The sequence below is a fragment of the Parvibaculum sp. genome (assembly GCF_019635935.1).
Classification (GTDB): Bacteria; Pseudomonadota; Alphaproteobacteria; order Parvibaculales; family Parvibaculaceae; genus Parvibaculum.
On sequence record NZ_JAHBYN010000001.1, the window covers coordinates 1009810 to 1032837 of the forward strand.

Consider the following 23028-nt stretch of genomic DNA (forward strand, 5'->3'; position numbering starts at 1 on the left):
GGAAGGAATGTTTTGAAAACCGCCCTCCTCCTTGGCACAACCGGCATGTTGAACGCGGCGGCGGCCCATGCGACGGCGCGGGTGAAGAAGGCCGTCGTCGTGTCGCGCAACGCCGGCGGGTTTTCATTCGGCAATGATCTGCTCGACGTCAAGCTGACGCGCGTGGCGGCCGACTACGGCGACACGGTTTCCCTGCTTGCCGCGCTGGAACGCCACGCGCCCTTCGATCTCGCGCTGACATGGATCCACCCGCGCGCCGAACTTCTGCGCGCCGCGCTCGATGCGCTGGTGGCGCCGGGCGGGCTGCTGGTCGAGGTGATGGGCTCGCGTTCGATCCTGACCGGGCCGAAGGGCGAGCCCTCCATCGCCGCCTTGCGCGGCGAGGCGCTGGCGCAGCAGACGGGCTTCACCTATGCGCAGGTGGTGCTCGGTTTCGTGCGCGTAGGCGAAACTTCGCGCTGGCTCAACCATGAGGAGATTTCGGCCGCCGCCATCGCCCAGATGGAAATGCCGCTCGCGCGCCGCATCGCCGGCACGCTGGAACCCTGGGACGCGCGACCGCGCTGACGTTCAGCGTGCGTACCAGCCGAACGGGCGGAAGACGAAATGCAAGCCAACGCCCAGCGCCGCGAAAACGAGCGCCATGAGAATTCGCACCCAGAGCAGGCTGAAGCCGATATGCGTCGGGAACACATGCGTCTTCGACACCGAGCCTTCCTTCAAATGCCGGATTTTCTCGGCTTCCGGCCCGGTGATCATGTCGAGCATGTCGCGCATCGAGCGGTAGCGCACGATGGCGACGAAATCCCAGGGCGCCAGCCCGGCCGGCTCGATGAAGCGCGCAATCGGCCGCGACATGAAAATGGGATGCCCGGCGCGCTTGAAGAGTTCCGGCAGGATGACGCGGTTATAGGCCTCGGCTGCCGCCAGGTCCGCCGGATCGTTGACGAGATTGACCATGTAGAATTCGCGCCCGTCATCGGCCCGCGCCCAGGCCTCGAGGGTTTCGCGGGCGCCGAAGGGGCTCTGGTGATCGGTGACCATCGCGTCGATCTGCGCCATGAAGCGGTCGACCTCGTCCGGCGACAGCGGTTTGCCCACGCCGCCGTACCAGACCCAGAACGCGGCATAGAGCAGCGCCAATGCGAGAGCGAGAAGGCGGGGGCCGGTGAGGCGGGGCATGGGGCGTTTCCTCCTGTGACGGAGGAAGCCTAGGACCGCCCGTTTAAATTGGCAATATACGTGTCAATATATGAAGTCACGTCCCGGCGGATTGACCGGGCGTCCGCATCCGGCCAAGTGCCGCGCGCCCGCGTCCGACAAGGTCCATCAGCCGGGGGTCGTGCTTCACCCGGCGCTTCAGCGCCAGCGCCCCGCGAATGCCCGCGGCAAAGGCGAGACCCGGCAGGCTGGCGCCCATCACGAGACTGCGCATCTCCATCGGCGTGTCGCAGAAACTTTCCTTGTAGGGAAGATAACCGACCGAGAGGTCGTAGACCGTGTCGCCGCGCGCGATACTGGCCTGCAGAAGCTTCAGCAGATGCATCCGGCCGGGCGAGAGGCGGCCATAGGCGCCGGCTTCGTAGGTGTGCACCATCAGCGTCGTGCGGCCCTGGCGGCGATGGCCGATGCTGCCGGAGAGAAATGTCCCGTCGAGCCGCAGCTCGGCGACATCGAGCAGTTGCCGCTCAGGCGGCAACGCCGCCAGCGCCAGATAGGCGTCGCGATATGCCGGTTCAGAGAAAATCGAACGGATGCCCTGCGCGGCAAGCTGCGCCGCCTTGCGTGACAGGATCTCACCGGTCATCGCAACGCATTCATCGGGCGTTTCCGCAAAACGGAAAGTCACCGCGCCCGCCGCCTCGAGCTTGCGCATTTTCGAACGGTCGATCCGCCGCGTCTCGGCGCGGTAGCGCAGCGCGAGTTCGTCGAAGGTCGCCGGCAGATCGAAAACATAGGCGTTGTCGGGGGCCGCCACGCCGCCAAGTTCGGCGAAAGGATTGTGTACAGGCGCCAATGGCGCGCCCAGCGCAATGGGCTGGTCCATCAGCATTGCGAGATCGTGGCGCGGCAGGGCGCGGGCGATCTGGCGCCACATCGCCGGAAATTCGCCGTCAGGCACATGCATCGCAAAATCGGGCGCGAGCAGCGGTCCCTTGTAGTCGGCCATGCGGCCGCCCATGAAGACCAGCCGTTTGAGCCCCATGAAACGCTCGATGCCGAAAGGCGCGAGCAACAGCGGTTCGCCCTGTCGCGACACAACCGCAATCGCCGGGGTGGTCTCAACGCCCGCATGTGCATGCCAGGCCGAAAGCCAGTCGAAACACTGAAAGGCGGTGCCGGCCGCCGTCGTCTCGAAAGTGCGCCAGACAGGTTCCGCCGCCTCGAAACTCGTATAGACCGTGATGCCGGCCGCGCGCGCCACACGTTCCGGAAAGGAGGCGGCTACGCCTCGAATGCGCCGCTGGGGCAGCATCGTGGACACCGTGTCTGTATCGTCCGTCGTCAGGCTCATGCTTCCGTCACCCGTCCGTTTTCGGCGCGACACCGTCCCAATTCAGGACAAGGTTTCGCCCCCAACCCGAACCAAGCAAGCTTCCGGCCAGCGCCGGACCACAAACCGGCCGAAATCCGGCATGCTAGGATCGGCTGCCGCAACGCCCGCACCACGCCAGGGAGCCTCCATGCCACACACCCTCATCCCTTTCGACATCGACGGCCTCACGCCCGAGACCGGCGCACCGCCGCCCGAGCGGCTTGTGAACGGCAATCCGGCGAACCGCACCTGGAACCTCTATGCGTCGCCGGACGGCAAATTCTTTTCCGGCATCTGGGAAAGCGATCCGGGCGCCTGGCGCATCGAATATTCCGAGCACGAGTTCTGCCATATCCTTTCGGGCATCAGCCGCATCACCCCGGACGGCGGCGAACCCGTGACCGTGAAAGCGGGCGACGCCTTCGCGATCCCGGCGGGCTTTCGTGGCGTCTGGGAGGTCGTCGAAACGACCCGGAAGCATTATGCGATTTACGAGGCCTGACCTTGCGTCAACGCGCGGATTCTTGTCAGACGGACCGCGGGGCCCTATATGCGTCAACAAGGACATACGGGTTCGGGGGCGAACCCGCAGCGATCAAGGGGATCGACATCGCTACCAGATCGAATAACCGCCATCGCGGCGGCTCAGTGACGCGTATGCCCCAACGGCGGTGCTGTTGATGCTGCCCGATTTTCTCTATCTGGCCTGCGGCCTTCTGGTGCTGCTCATCTGCGGCGACCTGCTGGTCAGGGGCGCCACCTCGCTGGCCACCCGCTACGGCCTGTCGCCGCTTCTGATCGCACTCACCATCGTCGCCTTCGGCACATCCGCGCCTGAACTGCTGGTTTCGGTCCGCGCCGCCCTCGCCGGCGCACCGGGCATCGCGCTCGGCAACGTCGTCGGCAGCAACATCGCCAACATTCTGCTCATTCTCGGCCTGCCCGCCCTGATCTATCCGATCGCATGCGCCGGCCGGATCGTGCCGCACAACATGCTGATCATGATGGCGGCAAGCGTCCTGCTGGTCGTTCTCTGCTTCGTCGGACCGCTCGGGTTCTGGCAAGGCATATTCCTCCTCGCACTTTTGACGGCCTACCTGGTCTATTCAGGCTGGGACGCGCGCATGAACCCGCACGAGCCCTCGCCACTCGTGGCAGATGTGCCGGACGACGCCTTCGCCCAGAGCGCGTCCTATGCACGCGAGCTGCCGCACGGAGACATACCGCCGCCTTTGCAGTCGCGCCGCGTTATTGCGCTCAAAATCGTCATAGGCATCGCCGGCCTGCCCCTCGGCGCCCGGCTGGTGGTCGATGGCGGCATCGACATCGCACAGGCATTCGGTGTTTCCGATGCGGTGATCGGCCTGTCTCTCATCGCAGTCGGCACGTCGCTGCCCGAATTGGCGACCTCGGTGATGGCCGTCTTCCGGCGCAACGACGAGATGGTGGTCGGCAACATCATCGGCAGCAACATCATGAACATCCTGGCCATTCTCGGCATCACGGCGCTGATCGCGCCACTGCCGATCGACCCGGACTTCCTGTCCTTCCACCTCTGGGTCATGCTGGGAGCCGCCGTCCTGCTGTTGCCCATGGCCATGACGGGACACAAGATCGGGCGCATTGCCGGCGCTGTCTTTCTGGTCTGCTATGGCGCCTATCTCTATGCGATGTTTGCGCTTGGACACATGGCGCCCGCACTTGAAAACGGGCTGAACGGATTCTGAGAGAACGATTGTGACGACAACCAAAGGCACCGCCCTCGTCACCGGCGCGGCGCGGCGCATCGGCCGCGCCATTGCCCTCGCATTGGCGGAAGACGGCTGGACCGTCGCCGTGCATCATCGCAGCGCGTCCGCCGAAGCCGCCGAAGTCGTGCGCGAAATCGAAGCGCGGAACGGCCGCGCCGCCGCCTTTGCAGCCGACCTCACCGATCTCCGCGAAATGCAAGGCCTCGTCGCGGCGATCACGGGTAAACTTGGGTCCCTGACGCTGCTGGTCAACAATGCCTCGCTTTTCGAAAAGGACGAGGCCGCAACGATGACGCCCGAAAGCTGGGCCGCCCATATGGACGCCAACCTGCGGGCGCCGGCCTTTCTGGCCCAGGCCTTCGCGGCGCAACTGCCCACAGGCGCGCAAGGCAACATCGTCAACATGATCGACCAGCGCGTCTGGGCGCCGACGCCGAAATTCCTTTCCTACACAATCAGCAAAATGGCGCTTTGGGATCTGACCCAGGTGCTGGCCCGCGCACTGGCGCCGGATATTCGCGTCAACGGCATCGGCCCCGGACCGGCAATGATCAATGCCCGCCAGTCGGAGGCCGATTTCGCACGGCAATGCGCCGCGACGATCCTGCAACGCGGAACCACGCCCGAAGAGATTTGCGCCGCAATCCGGTTTATCCTCTCCGCGCCCTCAATGACCGGCCAGATGATTACCCTTGACGGCGGCCAGCATCTCGCTTGGGAAACGCCCGACGTCGCCGGCATTCCCGAATAGAAGAACGACACATGAACCAGCCTGACAATGTGACCCGTCTGAAAATAGCCAGTGCCGCGGAAGCTACGCGGCACGTCTTCGTGCGGGACCTGCTGCTGGACGCGCATATCGGCGCCTTCCGCCACGAGGTCGGCGCCGCCCAGCCAATCCGCGTCAATGTCGACCTGACCGTCTCGGAGGCGGCCCATGGCGACGAATTGTCGAACGTCGTCTGCTACGCGACCGTCGTCGACCGGATCAAAACCATCGTCGCGGAGGGCCATCTCAACCTGGTCGAAACACTGGCCGAACGCATCGCCGGTTCCTGCCTGTCCGACGAGCGGGTGCGCGTGGCGCTGGTGCGCGTCGAAAAGCTGGCGGTGATTCCCGAAGCCTCGAGCGTGGGCGTCGAAATCGAGCGTATTCGCCCGCGCGGCTGACGCCAAAAGCGGCGTCCGAAAGCCGCAATAGAATCAACGCGTTGGGCATTTCAAACGCCGCACACGGAGGATTTGTGCACAGCAACGCACCCACCTCCCTGCGTCCGGCCGGATGGCGCGCCGAATTGGCCGGGGCGGTGGCGGCCATGAAATAGGTCAGAAAAACCCATACATTCCAATGTCTTAGCAAAGGCAGGGATTTGACCCGCTGTCACAAATCCTAATTATTACAAGACGTTGACAGTCCCGGGACCGGTCAGACCGGAAAGTTTCAACACACTTATCCACAGGCTGCGGCGGGCCGCGAAGGCGCCCGCAATGCTATACAAACCACAATGAACGACACCGAACGCAAATCTGCCGAAAAAACGGGCGTGGCGCTAATCGCCGCCAAAGTGCGTGTGCTGCCCGACAGTCCGGGCGTCTACCGCATGTATGACGGCGATGGCGAACTTCTCTATGTCGGCAAGGCGCGCAGCCTGAAGAAGCGTGTCGCCAGCTACACCAAGCTCGCCGGACAACCGAACCGCATCGCCCGGATGATCACGGCGACGGCACAGATGGAATTCATCACGACGGCGACCGAAACCGACGCGCTGTTGCTGGAAGCCAACCTGATCAAGCGGCTGAAGCCGCGCTACAACGTGCTGATGCGGGACGACAAGTCCTTCCCGCATATCCTGCTGACCGGCGATCACGAATTCCCCCAAGTGCTGAAACACCGTGGCGCCCGCGCCCGGCGCGGGGATTATTTCGGACCCTTCGCGAGCGCCGGCGCAGTCAATGCCACCCTCAACGCGCTGCAAAAGGCCTTCCTGCTGCGCTCATGCTCCGACAGCGTCTTCGAAAGCCGGACGCGGCCCTGCCTGCTGTTCCAGATCAAACGCTGCAGCGCGCCTTGCACGGGCGAGATTTCCGGCGAGGACTACGCCGAACTTGTTGCCGAAGCGCGCGACTTTCTGAAAGGCCGCAGCCGCAAGACGCAGGAACAGCTCGTGCGGCTGATGGACGAGGCCGCCGCCAGCCTCGACTACGAAGCCGCCACCGTCTACCGGGATCGTATTCGCGCGCTGACGCAGGTCCAGCAGCATCAGGGCATCAATCCGCAAACCGTGACCGAAGCCGACCTCTTCGCAGCCTGGGCGGAAGGCGGACAGACTTGCGTGCAGGTCTTTTTCATCCGCGCCGGTCAGAACTGGGGCAACCGGGCTTACTTCCCCCGTCACGACCGCGAATTGCCCACCGAAGAAGTGCTCGATGCCTTTCTCGCGCAATTCTACGAAGACCGGCAGCCACCCCGCATGGTCCTGTTGAGCCACGACACGCCCGGCAAGGCGCTGCTGGCCGAAGCACTGACGATCCGTGCGGGCCGCAAGGTCGCGGTCGGGGTGCCGCGCCGCGGCGAAAAGCGCGAGCTTGTCGACCATGCGCTGACCAATGCCCGCGAAGCCCTGGGACGCCGCCTCGCCGAAAGCTCGTCCCAGCGCAAGCTGCTCGAAGGCGTCGCCGAGGTGTTCGGGCTGGAGCAGACGCCCGAGCGCATCGAGGTCTACGACAACAGCCACATACAGGGCGCGAAGGCAGTAGGCGGCATGATCGTGGCCGGCCCCGAAGGCTTCATGAAGTCCCAGTACCGCAAATTCAACATCAAGAACGCCGACATGGCGGCCGGCGACGACTACGCGATGATGCGCGAGGTGCTGACGCGGCGTTTCACGCGGCTGCTGAAGGAGAACGACGGCGACAATGCCGACGACGGACCGCAGGAAACCCGGCCGGACGCCGTATGGCCCGATCTCATCCTGATCGACGGCGGCGCGGGACAGTTGAAGGTCGCGACCGAGGTGCTGGCCGAACTCGGCATCGACAGCGTGACGGCGGTCGGCGTCGCCAAGGGACCGGAACGCGACGCGGGCCGCGAACGCTTCTTCATGGCCGGCCGTCGCGACTTCATGCTCGAGCCGCGCAACCCGGTCCTCTACTACCTGCAGCGCCTGCGCGACGAAGCGCATCGTTTCGCCATTGGCAGCCACCGGGCGCGGCGCTCGAAGGCGATCGGCGTCAATCCGCTGGACGAGGTGCCCGGCGTCGGTCCGGGCCGCAAGCGTGCCTTGCTGAAACATTTCGGATCGGCGCGCGCCGTGGCCCGCGCCGGCCTCACCGACCTCGAATCGGTTGATGGCATCAGTACGGCCGTGGCACGCGCCGTCTATGATCATTTCCATGGGAATCCGGACGGCGCAGCTTGATATTCGCCCGCCGGTCGCGACATTCGCATCGGGAATGCTAGACTGCAGGCCCACGACATATGGACCCCGAAATGGCGACCAACCTGCCGAACCTGCTCACCTATTTCCGCATCGCGCTGGTGCCGGCGGTCGTTGCCTGCTTCTACATCCCCGGCGACGCCGGGCATTGGGCCGCGCTGTTTCTCTTCATCGTCGCCGGCCTCACCGATTTCTTCGACGGTTATCTGGCCCGCGCATGGGAGCAGCAGTCCAATCTCGGACGGATGCTCGACCCGATCGCCGACAAGCTGCTGGTCGCCGTCGTGCTGATCGCGTTGACCTGGCAGGACGTCATAGCGGGCTTCTCGCTCTGGGCGGCGATCATCATCCTCTGCCGGGAAATACTGGTCTCGGGCCTGCGCGAGTTCCTGGCGGAGCTGCGCGTCAGTGTACCTGTGACGCAACTTGCAAAATGGAAAACCGCGATCCAGATGGTGGCGCTCGGTTTCCTGCTCGGGGGCCCGGCTGCCGACAAGATCATGCCCGGCATCACCGAGATGGGCCTGACGCTGCTCTGGGCCGCCGCCATCCTGACGCTCTACACAGGCTACGACTATTTCCGGGCCGGCATCCACCACCTCACCGACGAAACGCCGAAGCGCCGCGAACCGCCGGCAGCGGCAAAGCCGACGGCCGAACAGGACGGACGGGCGTGAAGCTCCTCTATTTCGCATGGGTGAAACAGAAGACCGGCATGGGCGAGGAAGATGTCGTGCCGCCCGCCGGCACCGGCAACGTCCATGAACTGATCGCCTGGTTGAAAACGCGCGGTGAAGGATACGAAGCCGCTTTCGCCGATCTCGGCGTCATCCGCTGCGCCGTCGACCAGGAGCATGGCGACCTCGACACGCCGATTGCCGGCGCCTCCGAAGTCGCCTTCTTTCCGCCGGTGACGGGCGGCTGAGCAGATGATCCGTGTGCAGACCGATGATTTCGACATCGGCGCCGAAGTGGCGGCGCTGACGGAAGGCCGCACCGACATCGGCGCGGTCGTGACTTTCTCCGGACTGGTGCGCGATGCGAGCGGGGGCGCACCCGTCACGTCGATGGAACTCGAACACTATCCCGGCATGACCGAAAAAGAGCTCTCCCGCATCGAGGCGGAAGCCCATGAGCGCTGGCCGCTTCAGGCGACGCTGATCGTGCATCGCGTCGGCAGGCTGGCGCCCGGCGACAATATCGTCCTCGTCGTCGCCGCCTCGGCCCATCGCGAGGCCGCCTTCGAGGCCGCGTCCTTTCTGATGGACTATCTGAAGACCCGCGCCCCCTTCTGGAAACGGGAAGAAGGCCAGGGCGAGGCGCATTGGGTGGACGCCCGCGAGAGCGACGACAAGGCCGCAACGCGCTGGAAGCGCTAGCGCGCCGCATTTTCGCCACGACTATTGCGCGAACGCCGCGTTACCCGCAGCCGGCCGGCGGCCTAGAACGGGTCTATCCCGAAACATCGCCGGACTAGGCCCATGACCCAAGATCAAAACACCCTCGCCCCACCCGAAGGCTTCTCCCGCCATTTCCGCCGAAGCCCCCTCACCGATCCCTGGGAGCCGCTCTACTCGCGAAACACCGGCGACGCGATCTTTTTCGGCCTGCGCGTCGCCGCCCCGCACACCAATTCGCGCGGCTTCGCACATGGCGGGCTGATCTCGGCGCTGGCCGACAATGCGATGGGGCTTTCCTGCGGTCTGAAGCTCGAAAATACCCTCGGGCTGGTGACGGTCGGCCTCACGATCGACTTTCTGAGCACGGCGCGGATCGGGCAATGGCTCGAAGTGCGGCCCGAAGTTGTCAAGACCGGCGCGGCGCTCTCTTTCGCTCAATGCCGGGTGACGGCCGACGGCAAACCCTGCGCACGCGGTAACGCCACCTTCAGCATCGTGAAACGCTGAACAAAAAAGGGCGGCACGCGCCACCCTCTTTCAAACCGCGATGCGGAGGTTCAGGCCGTCGCGACCCGGGCCGCGACCTTCGGATTGACGGCCGCCATATAATCCTCGAAGAGCGTCGCGGAAATGACGCCCGGCGTAAAACGATGCGGGCCGATCTCGCCGACAGGCGTCACTTCGGCCGCCGTGCCGGTGATGAAGCACTCGCTGAACCCCGGCAGTTCGTCCGGCATGATGTGGCGTTCGACGATCTCGTAGCCGCGCGCCTTGGCGAGCGCGATCACGGTCTGCCGCGTAATGCCGTCGAGGAAACAGTCGGGCTTCGGCGTGTGGATAACGCCGTCCTTGACGAAAAAGATGTTGGCGCCCGTCGCCTCTGCGACATAGCCGCGATAGTCGTACATCAGCGCGTCCGCATAGCCCTTGTTCTCGGCCGCGTGCTTGGAAATCGTGCAGATCATGTAGAGGCCGGCAGCCTTCGCCATCGACGGCGCGGTCTCCGGCGACGGTCGCTTGTATTTCGCGATGTCGAGGCGAATGCCGACCTTGCGCTGCTCCGGATCGAAATAGGACGGCCACTCCCAGGCCGCGACGGCGAAGTTGATCCTGTTCTTCTGCGCACTGACGCCCATCATTTCGCTGCCCCGCCAGGCAACGGGACGGACATAGCCTTCGACAAGCTTCTGCGCCCGCAGCGCCGTGCGGCAGGCTTCGTCGATTTCCTCGACCGAATAGGGAATCTTGAACCCCAGAATATCGGCCGACTTGATCAGCCGCTCCGAATGCTCGCGCAGCTTGAAGATCTCGCCGCCATAGGCCCGGCAGCCCTCGAACACGCTGCTCGCATAATGCAGCCCGTGCGTCAGCACATGCACCTTGGCGTCCGCCCAGGGAACGAGCTCACCATTGAACCAGATGAAGCCGTCGCGTTTATCGAAAGGAATGTCTGCCATGACCTGGTTTCCTGGTGTTTCCGCGTCGCGTGGGCATTCGTCGTTGTCGATCTTGGCCCTGCCCCGCCCTCGCGGTCCCGTTTACCGGGATTTGCCGGAGACAGATTTACGCGGCAATCGTCTATTATAGTGGCCGGAAGATTCGAGGCTTCCAGCCTTGCGCTTATTCTGTCTCAAGCAGTCCGCAAGAGGTAGCACTCCGGCAAAAATATGTCAACATAGCTGACATAAAATGATGGCGAACGGAAAATCGATGGGAAAACCCCAGACAAAGCGCCCGCCCGCGCTGGAAGGCGACACCGCGGCTCCGGCTGGCGACGGCGCCCCGGACCATCTGACCGAGGCAATCGAGCTGCTTTTCTTCGCGTATCGCGATTTTATCAGCGACCCCGACGAAATCCTGATCGAATACGGCTTCGGCCGGGCCCATCACCGTGTGGTGCATTTTGTCGGCCGCAACCCCGGCATCACGGTCGCCGAGTTGCTGGACATCCTGCGCATCACCAAGCAGAGCCTTGCCCGCGTGCTGAAACAATTGATCGAACGCGGGTTCATCGAGCAGGAAACAGGAAAGCAGGACCGCCGCCAGCGTATGCTCTTCCTGACCGCCACAGGCCGCGAACTGGCGCAGCGCCTTGAGGCACCGCAGCGAACCCGCGTTGCCGCCGCTCTCGAAAAGGCGGGCCCCGGCGCAAGCGCGGCGTGGCGCACCGTCCTGCTGGCACTGGTGAACGAGGAAGACCGGCCGGAGGTCGAAACCCTGATCGCAAAGACGCCCGCGGGCTGAACGGGAAATACCGGGAAGGTTCAAGAGTGACGGCGGAAGCGACGACAGACGGCGAAACGAAAGCGGGCGACAAGCCGGGCCCCGCCGACGATGCGCCGCACATACTGGTCGTCGACGACGATCGGCGCATCCGCGAGCTGCTGAAACGCTACCTCGCCGACAACGGCTTTCGCGTGACCACGGCCGAGAATGCCGCGGAGGCGCGGACGCGGCTCGCCGGTCTGTCCTTCGATTTGCTGGTGCTCGACGTGATGATGCCCGGCGAAAGCGGCCTCGACCTGACGCGCGACCTGCGCCGCACCTCGACGGTGCCGATCCTGATGTTGACGGCGCGCGGCGAGGCCGGCGACCGCATCGACGGGCTGGAGCGCGGCGCCGACGACTATCTCGCCAAGCCCTTCGAGCCGCGCGAACTGATATTGCGTATCCGCACGATCCTGCGGCGCGCCCAGGCGCCGGGCACGGTGAAACATGACGAGATTTCCCTGGGCCCCTGCCGCTTCAATGTCACGCGCGGCGAATTGTGGAACGGCGACACGCAGATACGGTTGACGACGCGTGAAATTCAGCTGATGCGCATTTTTTCGGCCAACCCCCGCACGCCCCTGTCGCGACTGGACCTCTGCGACAATGAAGCGGCCGAACGCTCGATCGACGTCCAGATCAATCGGCTGCGGCGCAAACTCGAAAGCGATCCGAGAAATCCTGTATACCTCCAGACGGTGCGCGGCGAAGGCTACGCCCTGATGCCCGACTGACGGTGGCCGAAATGCAAACCGAGGTTCATGCGGATACGAAACCGGAGCGCGCGCGGGCGGCACCGGCGGCTTGGCGCCCGTTCCAGATAATGAAGAGACTGATGCCACGCGGCCTCTACGGGCGCTCGCTCATCATCATCGTTGCACCGATGGTGCTGCTGCAATTCGTCGTGACCTATGTTTTTCTGGAGCGTCACTGGCAGCTTGTGACGCAACGGCTATCGGCAAAGACCGTCGCCGAGATCGCCTTGATGCTCGCCGAGTTCAACGAAAATCCGACACCCCTGCAAGCGTCGCGGATCGCCGCGCGCGCCAACGCCCATCTGGGCCTGCCGATTGCATTCCTCGACGGCGAAGTGCTTCCCGAAACGCCGTCATCTACGGGAAGCCTGCTCGACAATTCGCTCAACGACGAATTGCGCCAGCGTATCGCGCGCCCCTTCTGGATCAACACCGCGCAATACTCCAAATATGTGGACATCCGCATCGCCTACAATGGCGGCGTCATGCGGATACTTACGCCGGCATCGCATGTCTATGCCTCGAACTGGCATATCTTTCTGGTCTGGATGTTCGGTACGTCCGTGGTGCTGATCATCGTCGCGATCGTCTTCCTGCGAAACCAGATCCGGCCGATCGAACGCCTCGCCGAAGCCGCAACATCCTTCGGCAAGGGCCGCGACGTGCCGAGCTATCGGCCGCAGGGCGCCGCCGAAGTCCGGAGCGCCGCACAGGCCTTCATGGACATGCATGCGCGCATAAAGCGCCAGATCGAACAGCGCACCGCGATGCTCGCCGGCGTCAGTCATGACCTGCGAACGCCGTTGACGCGCTTCAAGCTGCAACTTGCGATGCTCGGCGACGCACCCGAAATAGAGGAACTACGGGCCGACATTTCCGAGATGGAGCGTATGCTGGAGGACTACCTCGAATTTGCGCGCGGCCATCAGGGCGAAACCTCGGAAGAAACGGACCTCGCCGAACTCATCGAGGAAGTGCGCGCCGACGCGCAGCGCAAGGGTTACGAGTTGCGGCTCGATTTGCACGGCGACCTCGTGTTGCCGCTCCGGCGCCACGCCTTCAAGCGCTGCCTCACCAACATCGTGGACAATGCCTGCAAGCACGCGCCGCATGTCTGGATCACCGCGATCCACGGCACGGATGACGCGGGCGATGGCGGCGGCATCGACATATTGATCGACGACGACGGCGCCGGGATACCGGACGACCAGCTCGAAGAAGTCTTCCGTCCATTCTACCGGCTCGACGCGGCACGCAATCTGGAGGATGGCGGTTCCGGCCTCGGGCTGGCGATCGCCCGCGACATCGCCCGCGGCCATGGTGGCGATATCGTCCTGGCGCGCAGTCCGATGGGCGGTCTGCGCGCGATCATTCACGTCCCTGTTTGACGGAAGTTAGGTCAGCAATATTGACTTTATTTTGAAATGATCGTATAAATTCCGGCAGTTAGAAGTAACAAAATTACCAGAAGAGCTGCCGATGACACCGCCCGACATTGTCGTCCGCTGGAAGGCCGCGTGGGAAGGCCTCGACCCCGCGCGTATCGAAGGCCTGTACGCACCCGGCGCCACCCATATGAGTTCGGTCGTCGTCGAACGGATGAACCGCGCCGACGGCACTTTGCGCGGCCTTGCGGAAATACGCGCTTATGCCGAGGCGGCGGCCGGACGGCTCGCGAGATTCGAGGCCGACATCCTCCAGGTGATCGCGGATGAGGCAGACGGCGCCGGCCGCGCATCGGTCGAGTACTGGCGCGTCCTCAATGGCAATGAGGAAGGCCGCACACGCGCCGTCGAGATCATCGAATGGAGCGGCGGCAAGATCACGGCCTGCCGCGTCTTTCACTTCTGAAGGTTCAGGCCGCCGCTTCGCCCGCGCGACCGCCTCTTCCAAAGCTCTGCAAGCGTTCGAGAAACGCCTCCCCGCCCCGCAGCCGCCGGTCGAGCTCGGCCATCGTCTTCGCCTGATCGTCGCCGTCTTCAAGCCAGACGCGAAACGCAGCGCCCCAGACCAGCGCAATGCCGCGCACCCGCAAGCCGCCGCCCAACCCCGAACTGTCGATGCCCGCCGCTTCAAGCATCCAGCCCAGCGATTGCAGCATGGGCCGCACCAATCCCGCTGCCGCCACCGGGTCGCGCCGGAGGTCCCGTGCAATGTTTTTCAGCGCCGGCTTGTGCGGCGCCAATGCGTCGAAGCGCATCATCAGCACATCGAACAGCCGGTCCCGCGCCTCTTCGCCCGACAGATCCTCCGCCGACGCCGCCTTCAACACCGCGGCATCGATGCGCCGGCTGAAAGCCGCGAGGATTTCGTTTTTCGAGGCGAAGAGACCGGAAAGCACCGGCAGCCCGACCCGCGCCGATTTTGCGATGTCGGCCAGCGACAGGCCCGACCACCCGCGCGACGCCGCGAGCTTCAGCGCCGCATCGATGATCTTGTCTTCGGGGTCGCGTTTTGCCGCCATGTCTCGTTCCTCGAAACGCCTGAGCAACAAAGATAGGGCGTTGCAGCAGGTTTGACGAGACGGCGAAGACCTATTTGCCGAGTTCGCGCGCCCGGTCCCGCGCCGCCAGCGCCGCCCGCCGCATCAGCGGCGACAGCCCGCCCTCGCCCATCAGCACATCGAGCGCCGCCGCGGTCGTGCCCCCCGGCGAGGTGACGTTGGCGCGCAATGCCGAAACCGGCTCGGACGATCGGTGCAGCATTTCGCCGGAACCGCTCACCGTTTCGCGCGCCAGCTTCATCGCCAGCGCCGGATCGAGACCCAGCGCCTCCCCCGCCGCTGCGAGGCATTCGACCATGTAGAAGACATAGGCCGGACCGCTTCCCGAAATCGCCGTCACGGCGTCGATCTGGGCCTCACTCTCGACCCAGTCGACATTGCCGACGGCGGCAAGAAGCTGTTGCGCGATTTCGCGTTGCGCGGCCGTTACCCGCTCGTTGGCGCAGGCGACCGTAATGCCGCGCCCGATCGCCGACGGCGTGTTGGGCATGGCCCGGACCGCATGCAACTCGGCGCCCAGAAGTTCTTTCAGCCGGTGAAGGCTCGTGCCGGCGGCGATCGAGATGAACAGCGTTTCGGGATGCACCAGAAGCGCAAGCTCCGGCAGCACGTCGCCCATGGCTTGCGGCTTGACGGCAACGAGAACGACGGATGGCCGCGCCGCCGCGATATCGCGCACCGCCGCATTGAGCGCAATGCCCCTGGCCGCAACCAGTTCGGCGACGTCGGGCCCGGGTGCGGGATCGCGAACGAAAACCTGCGTGGCCAGGAGGCCCTTGTCGAGCCAACCCGAAAGCAGCGCACCGCCCATCTTGCCGGCACCCACCAAGACCAGCGGGCGCTCGAGAGAAAGTGTCATGGCTGAAACCGTCGTCTGAATGAAATCGCCGGAACCGGAAAGCCGTCAGGCGCGGCCTTGCGTCTCGAACATGGCTGCGGCAATCGCCTCCTCGGCCGATTTGCCCGCCCACATGACGAACTGCATTGCCGGATAATAGCGTTCGCACGCCTCGACCGCGAGCCGCAGCAGCGCTTCGCATTGCTCGGGCGTCGCCGCCGCACCGCCGCAAAGCAGCAGGCTGTTGCGAAACAGCACGACCCCGTCGTCGGACCAGATGTCGAAATGCCCGGACCAGAGCTGCTCGTTGATCAGGGTCAGGAGATGGCGAATGACCGGCCGCTTCTCGGGCGGCACACGCAGGTCGAGCGCACAGGCGACATGAAGCCCCGAAAGGTCGTCGCGCCAGTTGAGTGAAATCTGGTAGTCGCGCCAGTCGCCCGCCACGCAGATGTTCAGTTCATCCTCATGGCTGCGTTCGAAAAACCAGTCGCGGACGGAGGCCACCTGCTCAAGAAGATCGAGGGGATTGCCGTCGAATTCCGCAGTCTCGGCGACTGTGCCTTTCATTCGATCCCCCGCATCGGATGCAACTGAACAGGGCCGAAACCCCATATCTAGTAGGCGTCCTGCCCTTGAACACGATACCTAACCTGCATGATGCGTTGAGTCGGTGCAACCCTGCGGGACGGCCCCTTGGCCGAAATCGGGACAAAAGCTGTGGGAAACCCGAGGCCGCCGTCAGATGCCCTCGCCGCCGACATTGCCCGCGGGCGGCTTCGAGGGTTTGGATTTTTTGGCCGCGAGCGCCGCTTCAAGCGTCTCGATCCGTGCCTTGAGTGCCTCGTTCTCCTCACGCGCAAGTTGGGCCATGGCGCGCACCGCATCGAATTCCTCGCGGCCGACAAGGTCCATATCGGCGATCAGCCGCTCGGCCTGGGCGCGGATCAGCGTCTCGACCTCGGTGCGCATGCCTTGCGCGGCGCCGGCGGCATTTGTGAAAAGCCGTCCGAGTTCGTCGAGGATACGGTTCTGCGTCTGGGTCATGGGCGGCTCTCCGGTTGCGGCGTCGGCAAATGGAAGATAGCGCCTCGCGCCGCGAAAGCGAACCGGACCGAACGACGCGGGCCCTTCCTTGACATGATGAGGTCGGGGGGCAAACTAGCGCGCCATTGCCCCGAAGCGGGCCCCACACCGAGGCCGAGCCGCATGCCCTTCCCCGACATCGACCCGGTGCTGATCCAGATCGGCCCCTTCGCCATCCGCTGGTACGCGCTCGCCTACATTGCCGGTCTGATCCTCGGCTGGCGCTATGTCGTGGCGCTCGCGGAGACGCCGCGGCTCTGGCCCGGCAAGTCGCCCGTCACGAGGCTCGATGTCGACGATGCGCTTCTGTGGGCGGCGCTCGGCGTCATTCTCGGCGGCCGCCTCGGCTATGTGCTGGTCTACAATCCCGGATACTTCTTTCAGAACCCGCTCGAAATTCTCTATGTCTGGCAGGGCGGCATGAGCTTCCACGGCGGCGCTTTCGGCGTCCTCGTCGCAATGCTCTGGTTCGCCCGCAGACGGGGCATATCCGGCCTGACGATGATGGACATTGTCAGCGCCGCGGCGCCCATCGGCCTCTTCTTCGGCCGCATCGCCAACTTCATCAATGCCGAACTCTGGGGCCGCGTCACCGACGCGCCCTGGGGCGTGATCTTTCCGGGCGCCGGCCCCTTCCCGCGCCACCCGAGCCAGCTTTACGAAGCGGCGCTCGAAGGCATCGTCCTGTTCTTCGTCCTGCGCCTGCTGACCCATCGTTTCGGCATGCTGCAGAAACCTGGCGTCGTCATGGGCGGCTTCATCGTGGGGTATGGCGTCGCGCGCACCATCGTCGAGTTTTTCCGCGAACCCGACGCACAGATCGGTTTCCTCGCCGGCGATTGGCTGACCATGGGCATGATGCTGTCCATCCCGATGGCGTTGATCGGCGTCGCGATCGTTTGGAAATGCGCAAGCGCTCCGGCGCCGAAGCCGAAACGGAAATGACGGCGGACGCCACACCGCTCGCCCGCCACATCGCCCGGCTGATCGAGGAAACGGGGCCGATCCCGCTCTCCCACTACATGGCGCTGGCGCTCGGCCATCCCGAACACGGCTACTACATGACGCGCGATCCGCTGGGCGCGCGCGGCGATTTCACGACCGCGCCGGAAATCAGCCAGATGTTCGGCGAACTGATCGGCCTCTGGTTGGCCGACATATGGGCGACGCAAGGCGCGCCCGCGTCCTTCCTGCTTGCCGAACTCGGCCCCGGCCGCGGCACTTTGATGGCCGATGCATTGCGCGCCATGCGCGCCGCGCCCGGCATGACCGACGCGGCCGAAATTCACTTCGTCGAAACGAGCCCGGTGCTGCGCAAAGCGCAAAGGGAGCGCGTTCCGCGGGCGACATGGCACGAGCGCATCGACACCTTGCCCGCAGGACCACTCTTCCTGATCGCCAATGAGTTCTTCGACGCGCTGCCGATCGTCCAGTACCAGCGCACCGAACGCGGCTGGTGCGAGCGGTATGTGGGCATCGCGGAAGGCCGCCTCGCACCGGTGCTCGCGCCGGTGCCGCTTCCCGGCGAGACCGGCCTGCCGCCTGCCATGCGCGCCGCGCCCCTTGGCGCCATCGCCGAAATTTCACCGGCATCGGCGGCGATCGCGCAAGCCATCGCCACACGCATCGCCGCGCAGGGCGGCGCGGCCTTGATCGTCGACTACGGCCATGCGCGAAGCGCGCCCGGCGACACGCTGCAGGCGCTGCGCGGCCACCAATATGCCGACCCGTTCGCAGCACCCGGCGAGGCCGACCTGACGGCGCATGTCGATTTCGAAGCGCTGGCGAACGCCGTTCGTGCCGGTGGTGCGGCGGCGCATGGGCCCGTCGAACAAGGCGCGTTCCTGACGGCGCTCGGCATCGAGGCGCGCGCGGCAAACTTGCGCCGGCGCGCGACGGCGGCTCAGGCCCCCGACATCGATGCGGGCTTGCGACGGTTGACCGCGCCCGGCGAGATGGGCAGCTTGTTCAAGGTGCTGGGGATCGTGCCGCGCGGCACGCCCACGCCCGCCGGATTTGTGTGAGAGAGCCTCCATGCTGACCGCAAAGCCACTCGAAGTCGTCCCCCATGTCCGGCACGGATTTTTCACCCGCGAGGGTGGCGCGTCGAAAGGCATCTATGCGTCGCTGAATTGCGGGCTCGGCTCGAACGACGACAGGGAGGCGGTGCTGAAAAACCGGGCAAGCGTCGCCCGGTCGCTCGGCGTCGAGCCTGAAAGCCTCGTCACCGTCCACCAGATCCACAGCGCCGATGTGGTTGAGGTTGCGGCGCCATGGACATGGGAAGAGGCGCCGCAAGCCGACGCAATGGTGACCGCCGCATCCGGCATTGTGCTGGGCGTGCTGGCCGCCGATTGCGCGCCGGTTCTTTTCGCCGACAAGAAAGCCCGCGTCGTCGGCGCGGCCCATGCGGGATGGAAGGGTGCGCTGACCGGCATCATGGAGGCGACGATCGAAGCGATGGAGAAGCTCGGCGCCACGCGGGGCAACATCGCCGCCGCCATCGGCCCCTGCATCTCGCGTGAGGCCTATGAGGTCGGCGCCGAATTCCGGATGCGCTTCCTCGATGCCGATGCCGAAAACGCCAAATGGTTCGGCACGTCCGAAAAGCCCGGTCATTTCATGTTCGACCTGCCCGGATATGCCGAAGCGCGCCTTCACGCCGCCGACATCGGCGCGGTCGCGGTGCTCGGGCACTGCACCTATCGCGAGCGGGCGCGATTCTATTCCTATCGCCGCGCGACCCACCGGAACGAGCCCGATTACGGGCGGCAAATCTCCGCCATCGTGCTGCGCCCTGAATGAATGGCGGCCATCCGAATCGGACTAGACTAACGCCGAGGGCGCCCGCCGCCCGGGCGGGACACGAGAGGCTACCGGCGGTGCTGACAAATACGCGGCCAGAACTAGCGGAAAGCGCTCCGGGCTGGAAACAGACCGGCGCGCATCGCCTTCGCGTGGGCGCGGCCATCGCAATTTTCGCCATGGCGGCCTGTGCCGACGAGGCGGCATCGGACCGCAACGCACAGCGTGAAACCGACGCGACGGTCGCAAGCGCGGCCCCGTCCGCCGCGACCCCCGGCATTGCGATTGCGGCGCTGAGCGGCGTGCCCGACACGGAAGCGAATATTTTCGCCGCGCTGCTGAAGGAAGAAACCGCGAGACTTCGGTTGCCGGTCGCAATCGGCGGCGCCGGCACATACGAAGTGTCGGGCGCGATGGGCGCCGGCAAAAATGCCGACGGCGCCTATGTCGTGACCGTCATCGATGTGCACGACGCATCCGGCGAACGCGTGCATCGGGTCGTCAACGAGGAAACCCTGCCGCTTCGCGCCGAGGGCGGCGATCCATGGTCCAGTATCGGCCGGGCCGACTTGCGGCGCATCGCAAGCGACGCGGCCTCGAAACTTGCCGTCTGGTATTCAGGTCAAATCGAGGCGCAGGGCGGCATGCAGGCGGCGGGTGAAAACATCGACACCATCGTCACCGGCAGCATCGCGCCCGGCACGGCGCGGGCGCCGCTCCCGCAAACGAACAACCGCCTGCCTTTCAAGGTCATCGTCGGCGCAGCACCAGGCGACGGCAACCAGGCGCTTTCCCGCGCGCTCGACAGTGCGCTCGCGCGCCGGGTGCCGACGGCAACCTGGTTGCGGGACGACGGCTACAAGGTCGAGGGAAGCGTCGTCACCGCATCGCGCGCAGACGGCCGCACCGACGTTTCGATCCGCTGGGTCGTGACATCGGCCGAGGGCGAAACGCTGGGCGAGGTGAACCAGAAAAATGCGACCGACGCAGCGCAGATCGCCGGGCGCTGGGGCAAGCTCGCCGAGAGCGCCGCGGAGGCCGCCGCCGAGGGGGTGATGGCATTGCTGGCGCCGTCGCGCGGCCAATCCTGATTGCGCGAGAATGCCCTGAAAACAGGCAGTTTCGGGCCGGAAGTTTGCGTGTTTACAGGGTCGGGCCCCCTTGTTACAACGCGCTCGCGCCGTCACCGGCCTGTCACGTTTCCGGCAGGACCGTCGCGGCGATTTGAAGTTCAGGGGCGAAGCGCGGGGATCACGGCATGAAACTGGTCGCAGGCAATTCAAACCGGGCGCTTGCCGAAGCGATCGCCGCCTACCTCAACCTGCCACTTACAAAATCCGTCGTCCGACGCTTCGCGGACATGGAAATCTTCGTCGAAATCCAGGAGAACGTCCGCGGCGAAGACGTCTTCGTGATCCAGTCGACATCCTATCCCGCCAACGACCACCTGATGGAAACGTTGATCATCATGGATGCGCTCAGGCGCGCATCCGCACGGCGCATCACGGCGGTGATCCCTTATTTCGGCTATGCGCGGCAGGACCGCAAGCCCGGCGCGCGCACACCGATCTCGGCCAAGCTCGTCGCCAATCTGGTGACGACGGCCGGCGCCGACCGCGTGCTGACGCTCGACCTCCATGCGGGGCAGATACAGGGCTTCTTCGACATTCCGACCGACAATCTTTTCGCCGCGCCCGTTCTGACACGCGACATCGAGCAGCACTATGCGGCCAACGGCAATGTAATGATCGTCTCGCCGGATGTCGGCGGCGTGGTGCGCGCCCGCGCCATCGCCAAACGCATCGGCGCCGACCTCGCCATCGTCGACAAGCGCCGCGAACGCGCCGGCGAATCCGAAGTGATGAACATTATCGGCGACGTCAAAGGCCGCTCCTGCATCCTGGTCGACGACATCGTCGATAGCGCCGGCACCCTCTGCAACGCGGCCGACGCGCTGCTCAAGGCGGGCGCCACCGAAGTCTCCGCCTATGTCACCCATGGCGTTCTTTCCGGCGGCGCCGTCGCCCGCGTCTCGGCTTCGCAATTGAAGGAACTGGTCATCACGGATTCGATCCAGGCGACGGAAGCCGTCCGCGTCAGCCACAACATCCGCGTCGTGACGATCGCCCCGCTGATCGGCGAGGCCATGCGCCGGACCGCCGAGGAACGCTCGGTTTCGAGCCTGTTCGACTGACGGCAAGGCCTCCGGCGCCCCACCCCGCCCCGGTTGAGTTTTGCCCGATTGGCGGCTATAAGGCCCGCAATCCCGCACTTCCACACCCCTGGAGGAGACTTGCGGGTCATCGAATGGGCCCTTAAGGCCCTGTTTTTATTGGAGATTTTGTCATGGCCGAGACCCAGATTCTCGCTGCCGAGACGCGCGAGAAAGGCAGCAAGGGGGCTGTCCGCTCGCTCCGTCGCGAAGGCCGCGTTCCCGCCGTCATCTATGGCGACAAGAAGTCGCCCGAACTGATCGCCGTCAGCTACAAGGACGTGACGACGCTCTACCAGACCGGCACCTTCATGAGCCATGTGCTCGACGTCGACATCAACGGCAAGAAGGAACGCGTGATCCCGCGCGACGTGCAGTTCGAACCGGTGCGCGACTTCATCATTCATGTCGACTTCCTGCGCCTCGGCAAGAACGCGACCGTCACCGTCGACGTGCCCGTGCACTTCCACAACCACGAAGCTTCGCCCGGCCTGAAAGCCGGCGGTGTACTGAACATCGTGCGCCACGAGGTCGAACTGATCTGCCCGGCCGACGCGATCCCCGAGCAGCTCGACATCGACCTCACCGGCTACGAGATGGGAACTTCGATTCATATTTCGGCCGTCAAGCTGGCGTCGAATGTGAAGCCGACCATTACCGACCGCGACTTCACCATCGCGACCATCGCCGCGCCGGCCGCCGTGGTTTCGGCCGAGGCGAGCGCCGAAGCGGCACCTGCCGAAGCGGAGAAGACGGACGAGGAGAAGTCTTCCGACAAGGAAGACTGATCCGCGTGGCCTGAAAGGAGCCGGCGATGATCCTGCTCGTCGGTCTCGGAAATCCGGGCGAGAAATACGCCCGCAACCGCCACAACATCGGTTTCATGGCGGCGGACGAGATCGTTCGCCGCCATTCCTTTGCCGCGCCGCGCGCGCGCTTTCAGGGGCTCGTCTCGGAAGGTACGCTCGATGGCGAAAAGGCCATCGTGCTGAAACCGACGACCTACATGAACGAGAGCGGGCGCGCCGTCGGCGAGGCGATGCGCTTCTACAAGATCGAGCCCGCCGACGTGATCGTCTTCCACGACGAACTCGACCTCGCGCCGGCGAAGCTGCGCATCAAGACCGGCGGCGGAACGGCGGGCCACAACGGCATCCGCTCGATCGCCGCACATATCGGTCCCGACTTCCGCCGTGTACGGATCGGTATCGGTCATCCGGGTGAGAAGGAGCGCGTGCTGGGCGCGGTGCTGGGCGACTTCTCGAAGGCCGAAATAAAGGACTGGGTGGAGCCGCTGATCGACGCGATTGCGGATGCCGCGCCGCTGCTGGCCGAAGGCAAGGACGCCACATTCGCCAACAAGGTGCATCTGGCGCTCAACCCCGAACCGCCGAAGACGAAGAAGATCGACAAGACAAAGAACGGAGATGCGTGAGC

General features: G+C 64.9%; 28 protein-coding genes. 21 read left to right on the top strand and 7 right to left on the bottom strand.

What is annotated here, in order from left to right:
* Positions 1–12: 12 nt before the first annotated feature.
* A complete protein-coding gene (locus tag KF719_RS05060; RefSeq protein WP_293507588.1) occupies positions 13–567 on the top strand; it encodes a hypothetical protein in 555 nt (184 codons plus the stop codon).
* A gap of 3 nt (positions 568–570) precedes the next feature.
* On the opposite strand, the gene KF719_RS05065 is transcribed toward KF719_RS05060, so the two are convergent.
* Positions 571–1182, bottom strand: coding sequence for a hypothetical protein (locus KF719_RS05065; protein WP_293507589.1), 612 nt, complete (start codon positions 1180–1182; stop codon positions 571–573).
* 76 nt (positions 1183–1258) lie between these two features.
* A complete protein-coding gene (locus KF719_RS05070) occupies positions 1259–2515 on the bottom strand; it encodes a GNAT family N-acetyltransferase (RefSeq protein WP_293507591.1) in 1257 nt (418 codons plus the stop codon).
* Positions 2516–2684: 169 nt separating this feature from the next.
* Here KF719_RS05070 and KF719_RS05075 point away from each other — a divergent pair, with 169 nt between their 5' ends.
* The 9 genes from KF719_RS05075 to KF719_RS05115 all read left to right on the top strand — a co-directional run bounded on the left by KF719_RS05075 (position 2685) and on the right by KF719_RS05115 (position 9631).
* On the top strand, positions 2685–3038 hold the full coding sequence (locus KF719_RS05075) for a cupin domain-containing protein (RefSeq protein WP_293507592.1): 354 nt from the start codon (positions 2685–2687) through the stop codon (positions 3036–3038).
* Positions 3039–3216: 178 nt separating this feature from the next.
* Positions 3217–4263 (top strand): calcium/sodium antiporter, encoded by a 1047-nt coding sequence (locus KF719_RS05080; protein WP_293507593.1) that lies wholly within the window; start codon positions 3217–3219, stop codon positions 4261–4263.
* 10 nt (positions 4264–4273) lie between these two features.
* Entirely contained in the window at positions 4274–5038 is a 765-nt protein-coding gene (locus tag KF719_RS05085; RefSeq protein ID WP_293507595.1) for an SDR family oxidoreductase, read from the top strand.
* Between the two features lie 11 nt (positions 5039–5049).
* The gene (folB, locus tag KF719_RS05090) at positions 5050–5457 is read left to right on the top strand and encodes a dihydroneopterin aldolase (RefSeq protein WP_293507596.1); all 408 of its coding nucleotides are present in this window, start codon (positions 5050–5052) and stop codon (positions 5455–5457) included.
* A 335-nt stretch (positions 5458–5792) separates the two neighbouring features.
* Positions 5793–7706: an excinuclease ABC subunit UvrC gene (gene uvrC / locus KF719_RS05095; protein ID WP_293507597.1), complete on the top strand. Its 1914-nt coding sequence runs from the start codon at positions 5793–5795 to the stop codon at positions 7704–7706.
* 59 nt (positions 7707–7765) lie between these two features.
* Positions 7766–8401 (top strand): CDP-diacylglycerol--glycerol-3-phosphate 3-phosphatidyltransferase, encoded by a 636-nt coding sequence (gene pgsA, locus KF719_RS05100; RefSeq protein WP_293507598.1) that lies wholly within the window; start codon positions 7766–7768, stop codon positions 8399–8401.
* Positions 8398–8649 (top strand): molybdopterin converting factor subunit 1, encoded by a 252-nt coding sequence (moaD, locus tag KF719_RS05105; protein ID WP_293507600.1) that lies wholly within the window; start codon positions 8398–8400, stop codon positions 8647–8649. The genes pgsA and moaD overlap by 4 nt, the downstream gene beginning before the upstream one ends.
* Before the next feature lie 4 nt (positions 8650–8653).
* The gene (gene moaE / locus KF719_RS05110; protein ID WP_293507602.1) at positions 8654–9103 is read left to right on the top strand and encodes a molybdopterin synthase catalytic subunit MoaE; all 450 of its coding nucleotides are present in this window, start codon (positions 8654–8656) and stop codon (positions 9101–9103) included.
* 102 nt (positions 9104–9205) lie between these two features.
* A complete protein-coding gene (locus KF719_RS05115; protein ID WP_293507604.1) occupies positions 9206–9631 on the top strand; it encodes a PaaI family thioesterase in 426 nt (141 codons plus the stop codon).
* Between the two features lie 50 nt (positions 9632–9681).
* Here the strand turns inward: KF719_RS05115 and KF719_RS05120 are convergent, their stop codons facing one another.
* Complete coding sequence (locus KF719_RS05120; RefSeq protein ID WP_293507605.1) at positions 9682–10581, bottom strand: branched-chain amino acid aminotransferase; 900 nt, start codon at positions 10579–10581, stop codon at positions 9682–9684.
* 253 nt (positions 10582–10834) lie between these two features.
* Between KF719_RS05120 and KF719_RS05125 the strand changes: the two genes are divergently transcribed.
* From KF719_RS05125 to KF719_RS05140, 4 genes are all read left to right on the top strand, one after another.
* A complete protein-coding gene (locus KF719_RS05125; protein WP_293507607.1) occupies positions 10835–11368 on the top strand; it encodes a MarR family transcriptional regulator in 534 nt (177 codons plus the stop codon).
* A gap of 26 nt (positions 11369–11394) precedes the next feature.
* Positions 11395–12126: a response regulator gene (locus KF719_RS05130; RefSeq protein ID WP_293507608.1), complete on the top strand. Its 732-nt coding sequence runs from the start codon at positions 11395–11397 to the stop codon at positions 12124–12126.
* A 101-nt stretch (positions 12127–12227) separates the two neighbouring features.
* Positions 12228–13535 (top strand): ATP-binding protein, encoded by a 1308-nt coding sequence (locus KF719_RS05135; protein ID WP_293507610.1) that lies wholly within the window; start codon positions 12228–12230, stop codon positions 13533–13535.
* A gap of 91 nt (positions 13536–13626) precedes the next feature.
* Positions 13627–13998, top strand: a complete 372-nt coding sequence (locus KF719_RS05140; protein ID WP_293507612.1) for a nuclear transport factor 2 family protein — start codon at positions 13627–13629, stop codon at positions 13996–13998.
* Positions 13999–14002: 4 nt separating this feature from the next.
* On the opposite strand, the gene KF719_RS05145 is transcribed toward KF719_RS05140, so the two are convergent.
* From KF719_RS05145 to KF719_RS05160, 4 genes are all read right to left on the bottom strand, one after another.
* Positions 14003–14611, bottom strand: coding sequence for a TetR/AcrR family transcriptional regulator (locus tag KF719_RS05145; protein ID WP_293507614.1), 609 nt, complete (start codon positions 14609–14611; stop codon positions 14003–14005).
* Between the two features lie 70 nt (positions 14612–14681).
* A complete protein-coding gene (gene proC / locus KF719_RS05150; protein ID WP_293507615.1) occupies positions 14682–15509 on the bottom strand; it encodes a pyrroline-5-carboxylate reductase in 828 nt (275 codons plus the stop codon).
* 45 nt (positions 15510–15554) lie between these two features.
* Entirely contained in the window at positions 15555–16058 is a 504-nt protein-coding gene (locus KF719_RS05155) for a YbjN domain-containing protein (protein WP_293507617.1), read from the bottom strand.
* 171 nt (positions 16059–16229) lie between these two features.
* Entirely contained in the window at positions 16230–16535 is a 306-nt protein-coding gene (locus tag KF719_RS05160; protein ID WP_293507619.1) for an accessory factor UbiK family protein, read from the bottom strand.
* 162 nt (positions 16536–16697) lie between these two features.
* Here KF719_RS05160 and lgt point away from each other — a divergent pair, with 162 nt between their 5' ends.
* From lgt to pth, 7 genes are all read left to right on the top strand, one after another.
* Positions 16698–17519, top strand: coding sequence for a prolipoprotein diacylglyceryl transferase (gene lgt, locus KF719_RS05165; protein WP_293507621.1), 822 nt, complete (start codon positions 16698–16700; stop codon positions 17517–17519).
* Positions 17480–18598 (top strand): SAM-dependent methyltransferase, encoded by a 1119-nt coding sequence (locus tag KF719_RS05170; RefSeq protein ID WP_293507623.1) that lies wholly within the window; start codon positions 17480–17482, stop codon positions 18596–18598. Before lgt ends, KF719_RS05170 begins: the two co-directional genes overlap by 40 nt.
* Positions 18599–18608: 10 nt before the next feature.
* Entirely contained in the window at positions 18609–19379 is a 771-nt protein-coding gene (pgeF, locus tag KF719_RS05175) for a peptidoglycan editing factor PgeF (RefSeq protein WP_293507625.1), read from the top strand.
* Positions 19380–19558: 179 nt separating this feature from the next.
* Positions 19559–20470: a hypothetical protein gene (locus KF719_RS05180; protein ID WP_293507627.1), complete on the top strand. Its 912-nt coding sequence runs from the start codon at positions 19559–19561 to the stop codon at positions 20468–20470.
* Positions 20471–20637: 167 nt separating this feature from the next.
* The gene (locus KF719_RS05185) at positions 20638–21573 is read left to right on the top strand and encodes a ribose-phosphate pyrophosphokinase (RefSeq protein ID WP_293507628.1); all 936 of its coding nucleotides are present in this window, start codon (positions 20638–20640) and stop codon (positions 21571–21573) included.
* 152 nt (positions 21574–21725) lie between these two features.
* On the top strand, positions 21726–22379 hold the full coding sequence (locus tag KF719_RS05190; RefSeq protein ID WP_293507630.1) for a 50S ribosomal protein L25/general stress protein Ctc: 654 nt from the start codon (positions 21726–21728) through the stop codon (positions 22377–22379).
* Between the two features lie 26 nt (positions 22380–22405).
* Positions 22406–23026, top strand: a complete 621-nt coding sequence (gene pth / locus KF719_RS05195) for an aminoacyl-tRNA hydrolase (RefSeq protein ID WP_293507632.1) — start codon at positions 22406–22408, stop codon at positions 23024–23026.
* Positions 23027–23028 lie beyond the last annotated feature (2 nt).

What these genes read in the sequence shown, in the direction of transcription:
- KF719_RS05065 (WP_293507589.1), bottom strand. Translation starts at nt 1,182, where the DNA reads ATGCCCCGCCTCACCGGCCCCCGCCTTCTCGCTCTCGCATTGGCGCTG.
- KF719_RS05070 (WP_293507591.1), bottom strand. Translation starts at nt 2,515, where the DNA reads ATGAGCCTGACGACGGACGATACAGACACGGTGTCCACGATGCTGCCC.
- KF719_RS05075 (WP_293507592.1), top strand. Translation starts at nt 2,685, where the DNA reads ATGCCACACACCCTCATCCCTTTCGACATCGACGGCCTCACGCCCGAG.
- KF719_RS05080 (WP_293507593.1), top strand. Translation starts at nt 3,217, where the DNA reads ATGCTGCCCGATTTTCTCTATCTGGCCTGCGGCCTTCTGGTGCTGCTC.
- folB (WP_293507596.1), top strand. Translation starts at nt 5,050, where the DNA reads ATGAACCAGCCTGACAATGTGACCCGTCTGAAAATAGCCAGTGCCGCG.
- uvrC (WP_293507597.1), top strand. Translation starts at nt 5,793, where the DNA reads ATGAACGACACCGAACGCAAATCTGCCGAAAAAACGGGCGTGGCGCTA.
- pgsA (WP_293507598.1), top strand. Translation starts at nt 7,766, where the DNA reads ATGGACCCCGAAATGGCGACCAACCTGCCGAACCTGCTCACCTATTTC.
- moaE (WP_293507602.1), top strand. Translation starts at nt 8,654, where the DNA reads ATGATCCGTGTGCAGACCGATGATTTCGACATCGGCGCCGAAGTGGCG.
- KF719_RS05115 (WP_293507604.1), top strand. Translation starts at nt 9,206, where the DNA reads ATGACCCAAGATCAAAACACCCTCGCCCCACCCGAAGGCTTCTCCCGC.
- KF719_RS05120 (WP_293507605.1), bottom strand. Translation starts at nt 10,581, where the DNA reads ATGGCAGACATTCCTTTCGATAAACGCGACGGCTTCATCTGGTTCAAT.
- KF719_RS05125 (WP_293507607.1), top strand. Translation starts at nt 10,835, where the DNA reads ATGGGAAAACCCCAGACAAAGCGCCCGCCCGCGCTGGAAGGCGACACC.
- KF719_RS05135 (WP_293507610.1), top strand. Translation starts at nt 12,228, where the DNA reads ATGCCACGCGGCCTCTACGGGCGCTCGCTCATCATCATCGTTGCACCG.
- KF719_RS05140 (WP_293507612.1), top strand. Translation starts at nt 13,627, where the DNA reads ATGACACCGCCCGACATTGTCGTCCGCTGGAAGGCCGCGTGGGAAGGC.
- KF719_RS05145 (WP_293507614.1), bottom strand. Translation starts at nt 14,611, where the DNA reads ATGGCGGCAAAACGCGACCCCGAAGACAAGATCATCGATGCGGCGCTG.
- proC (WP_293507615.1), bottom strand. Translation starts at nt 15,509, where the DNA reads ATGACACTTTCTCTCGAGCGCCCGCTGGTCTTGGTGGGTGCCGGCAAG.
- KF719_RS05155 (WP_293507617.1), bottom strand. Translation starts at nt 16,058, where the DNA reads ATGAAAGGCACAGTCGCCGAGACTGCGGAATTCGACGGCAATCCCCTC.
- KF719_RS05160 (WP_293507619.1), bottom strand. Translation starts at nt 16,535, where the DNA reads ATGACCCAGACGCAGAACCGTATCCTCGACGAACTCGGACGGCTTTTC.
- lgt (WP_293507621.1), top strand. Translation starts at nt 16,698, where the DNA reads ATGCCCTTCCCCGACATCGACCCGGTGCTGATCCAGATCGGCCCCTTC.
- KF719_RS05170 (WP_293507623.1), top strand. Translation starts at nt 17,480, where the DNA reads ATGCGCAAGCGCTCCGGCGCCGAAGCCGAAACGGAAATGACGGCGGAC.
- pgeF (WP_293507625.1), top strand. Translation starts at nt 18,609, where the DNA reads ATGCTGACCGCAAAGCCACTCGAAGTCGTCCCCCATGTCCGGCACGGA.
- KF719_RS05180 (WP_293507627.1), top strand. Translation starts at nt 19,559, where the DNA reads ATGGCGGCCTGTGCCGACGAGGCGGCATCGGACCGCAACGCACAGCGT.
- KF719_RS05185 (WP_293507628.1), top strand. Translation starts at nt 20,638, where the DNA reads ATGAAACTGGTCGCAGGCAATTCAAACCGGGCGCTTGCCGAAGCGATC.
- KF719_RS05190 (WP_293507630.1), top strand. Translation starts at nt 21,726, where the DNA reads ATGGCCGAGACCCAGATTCTCGCTGCCGAGACGCGCGAGAAAGGCAGC.
- pth (WP_293507632.1), top strand. Translation starts at nt 22,406, where the DNA reads ATGATCCTGCTCGTCGGTCTCGGAAATCCGGGCGAGAAATACGCCCGC.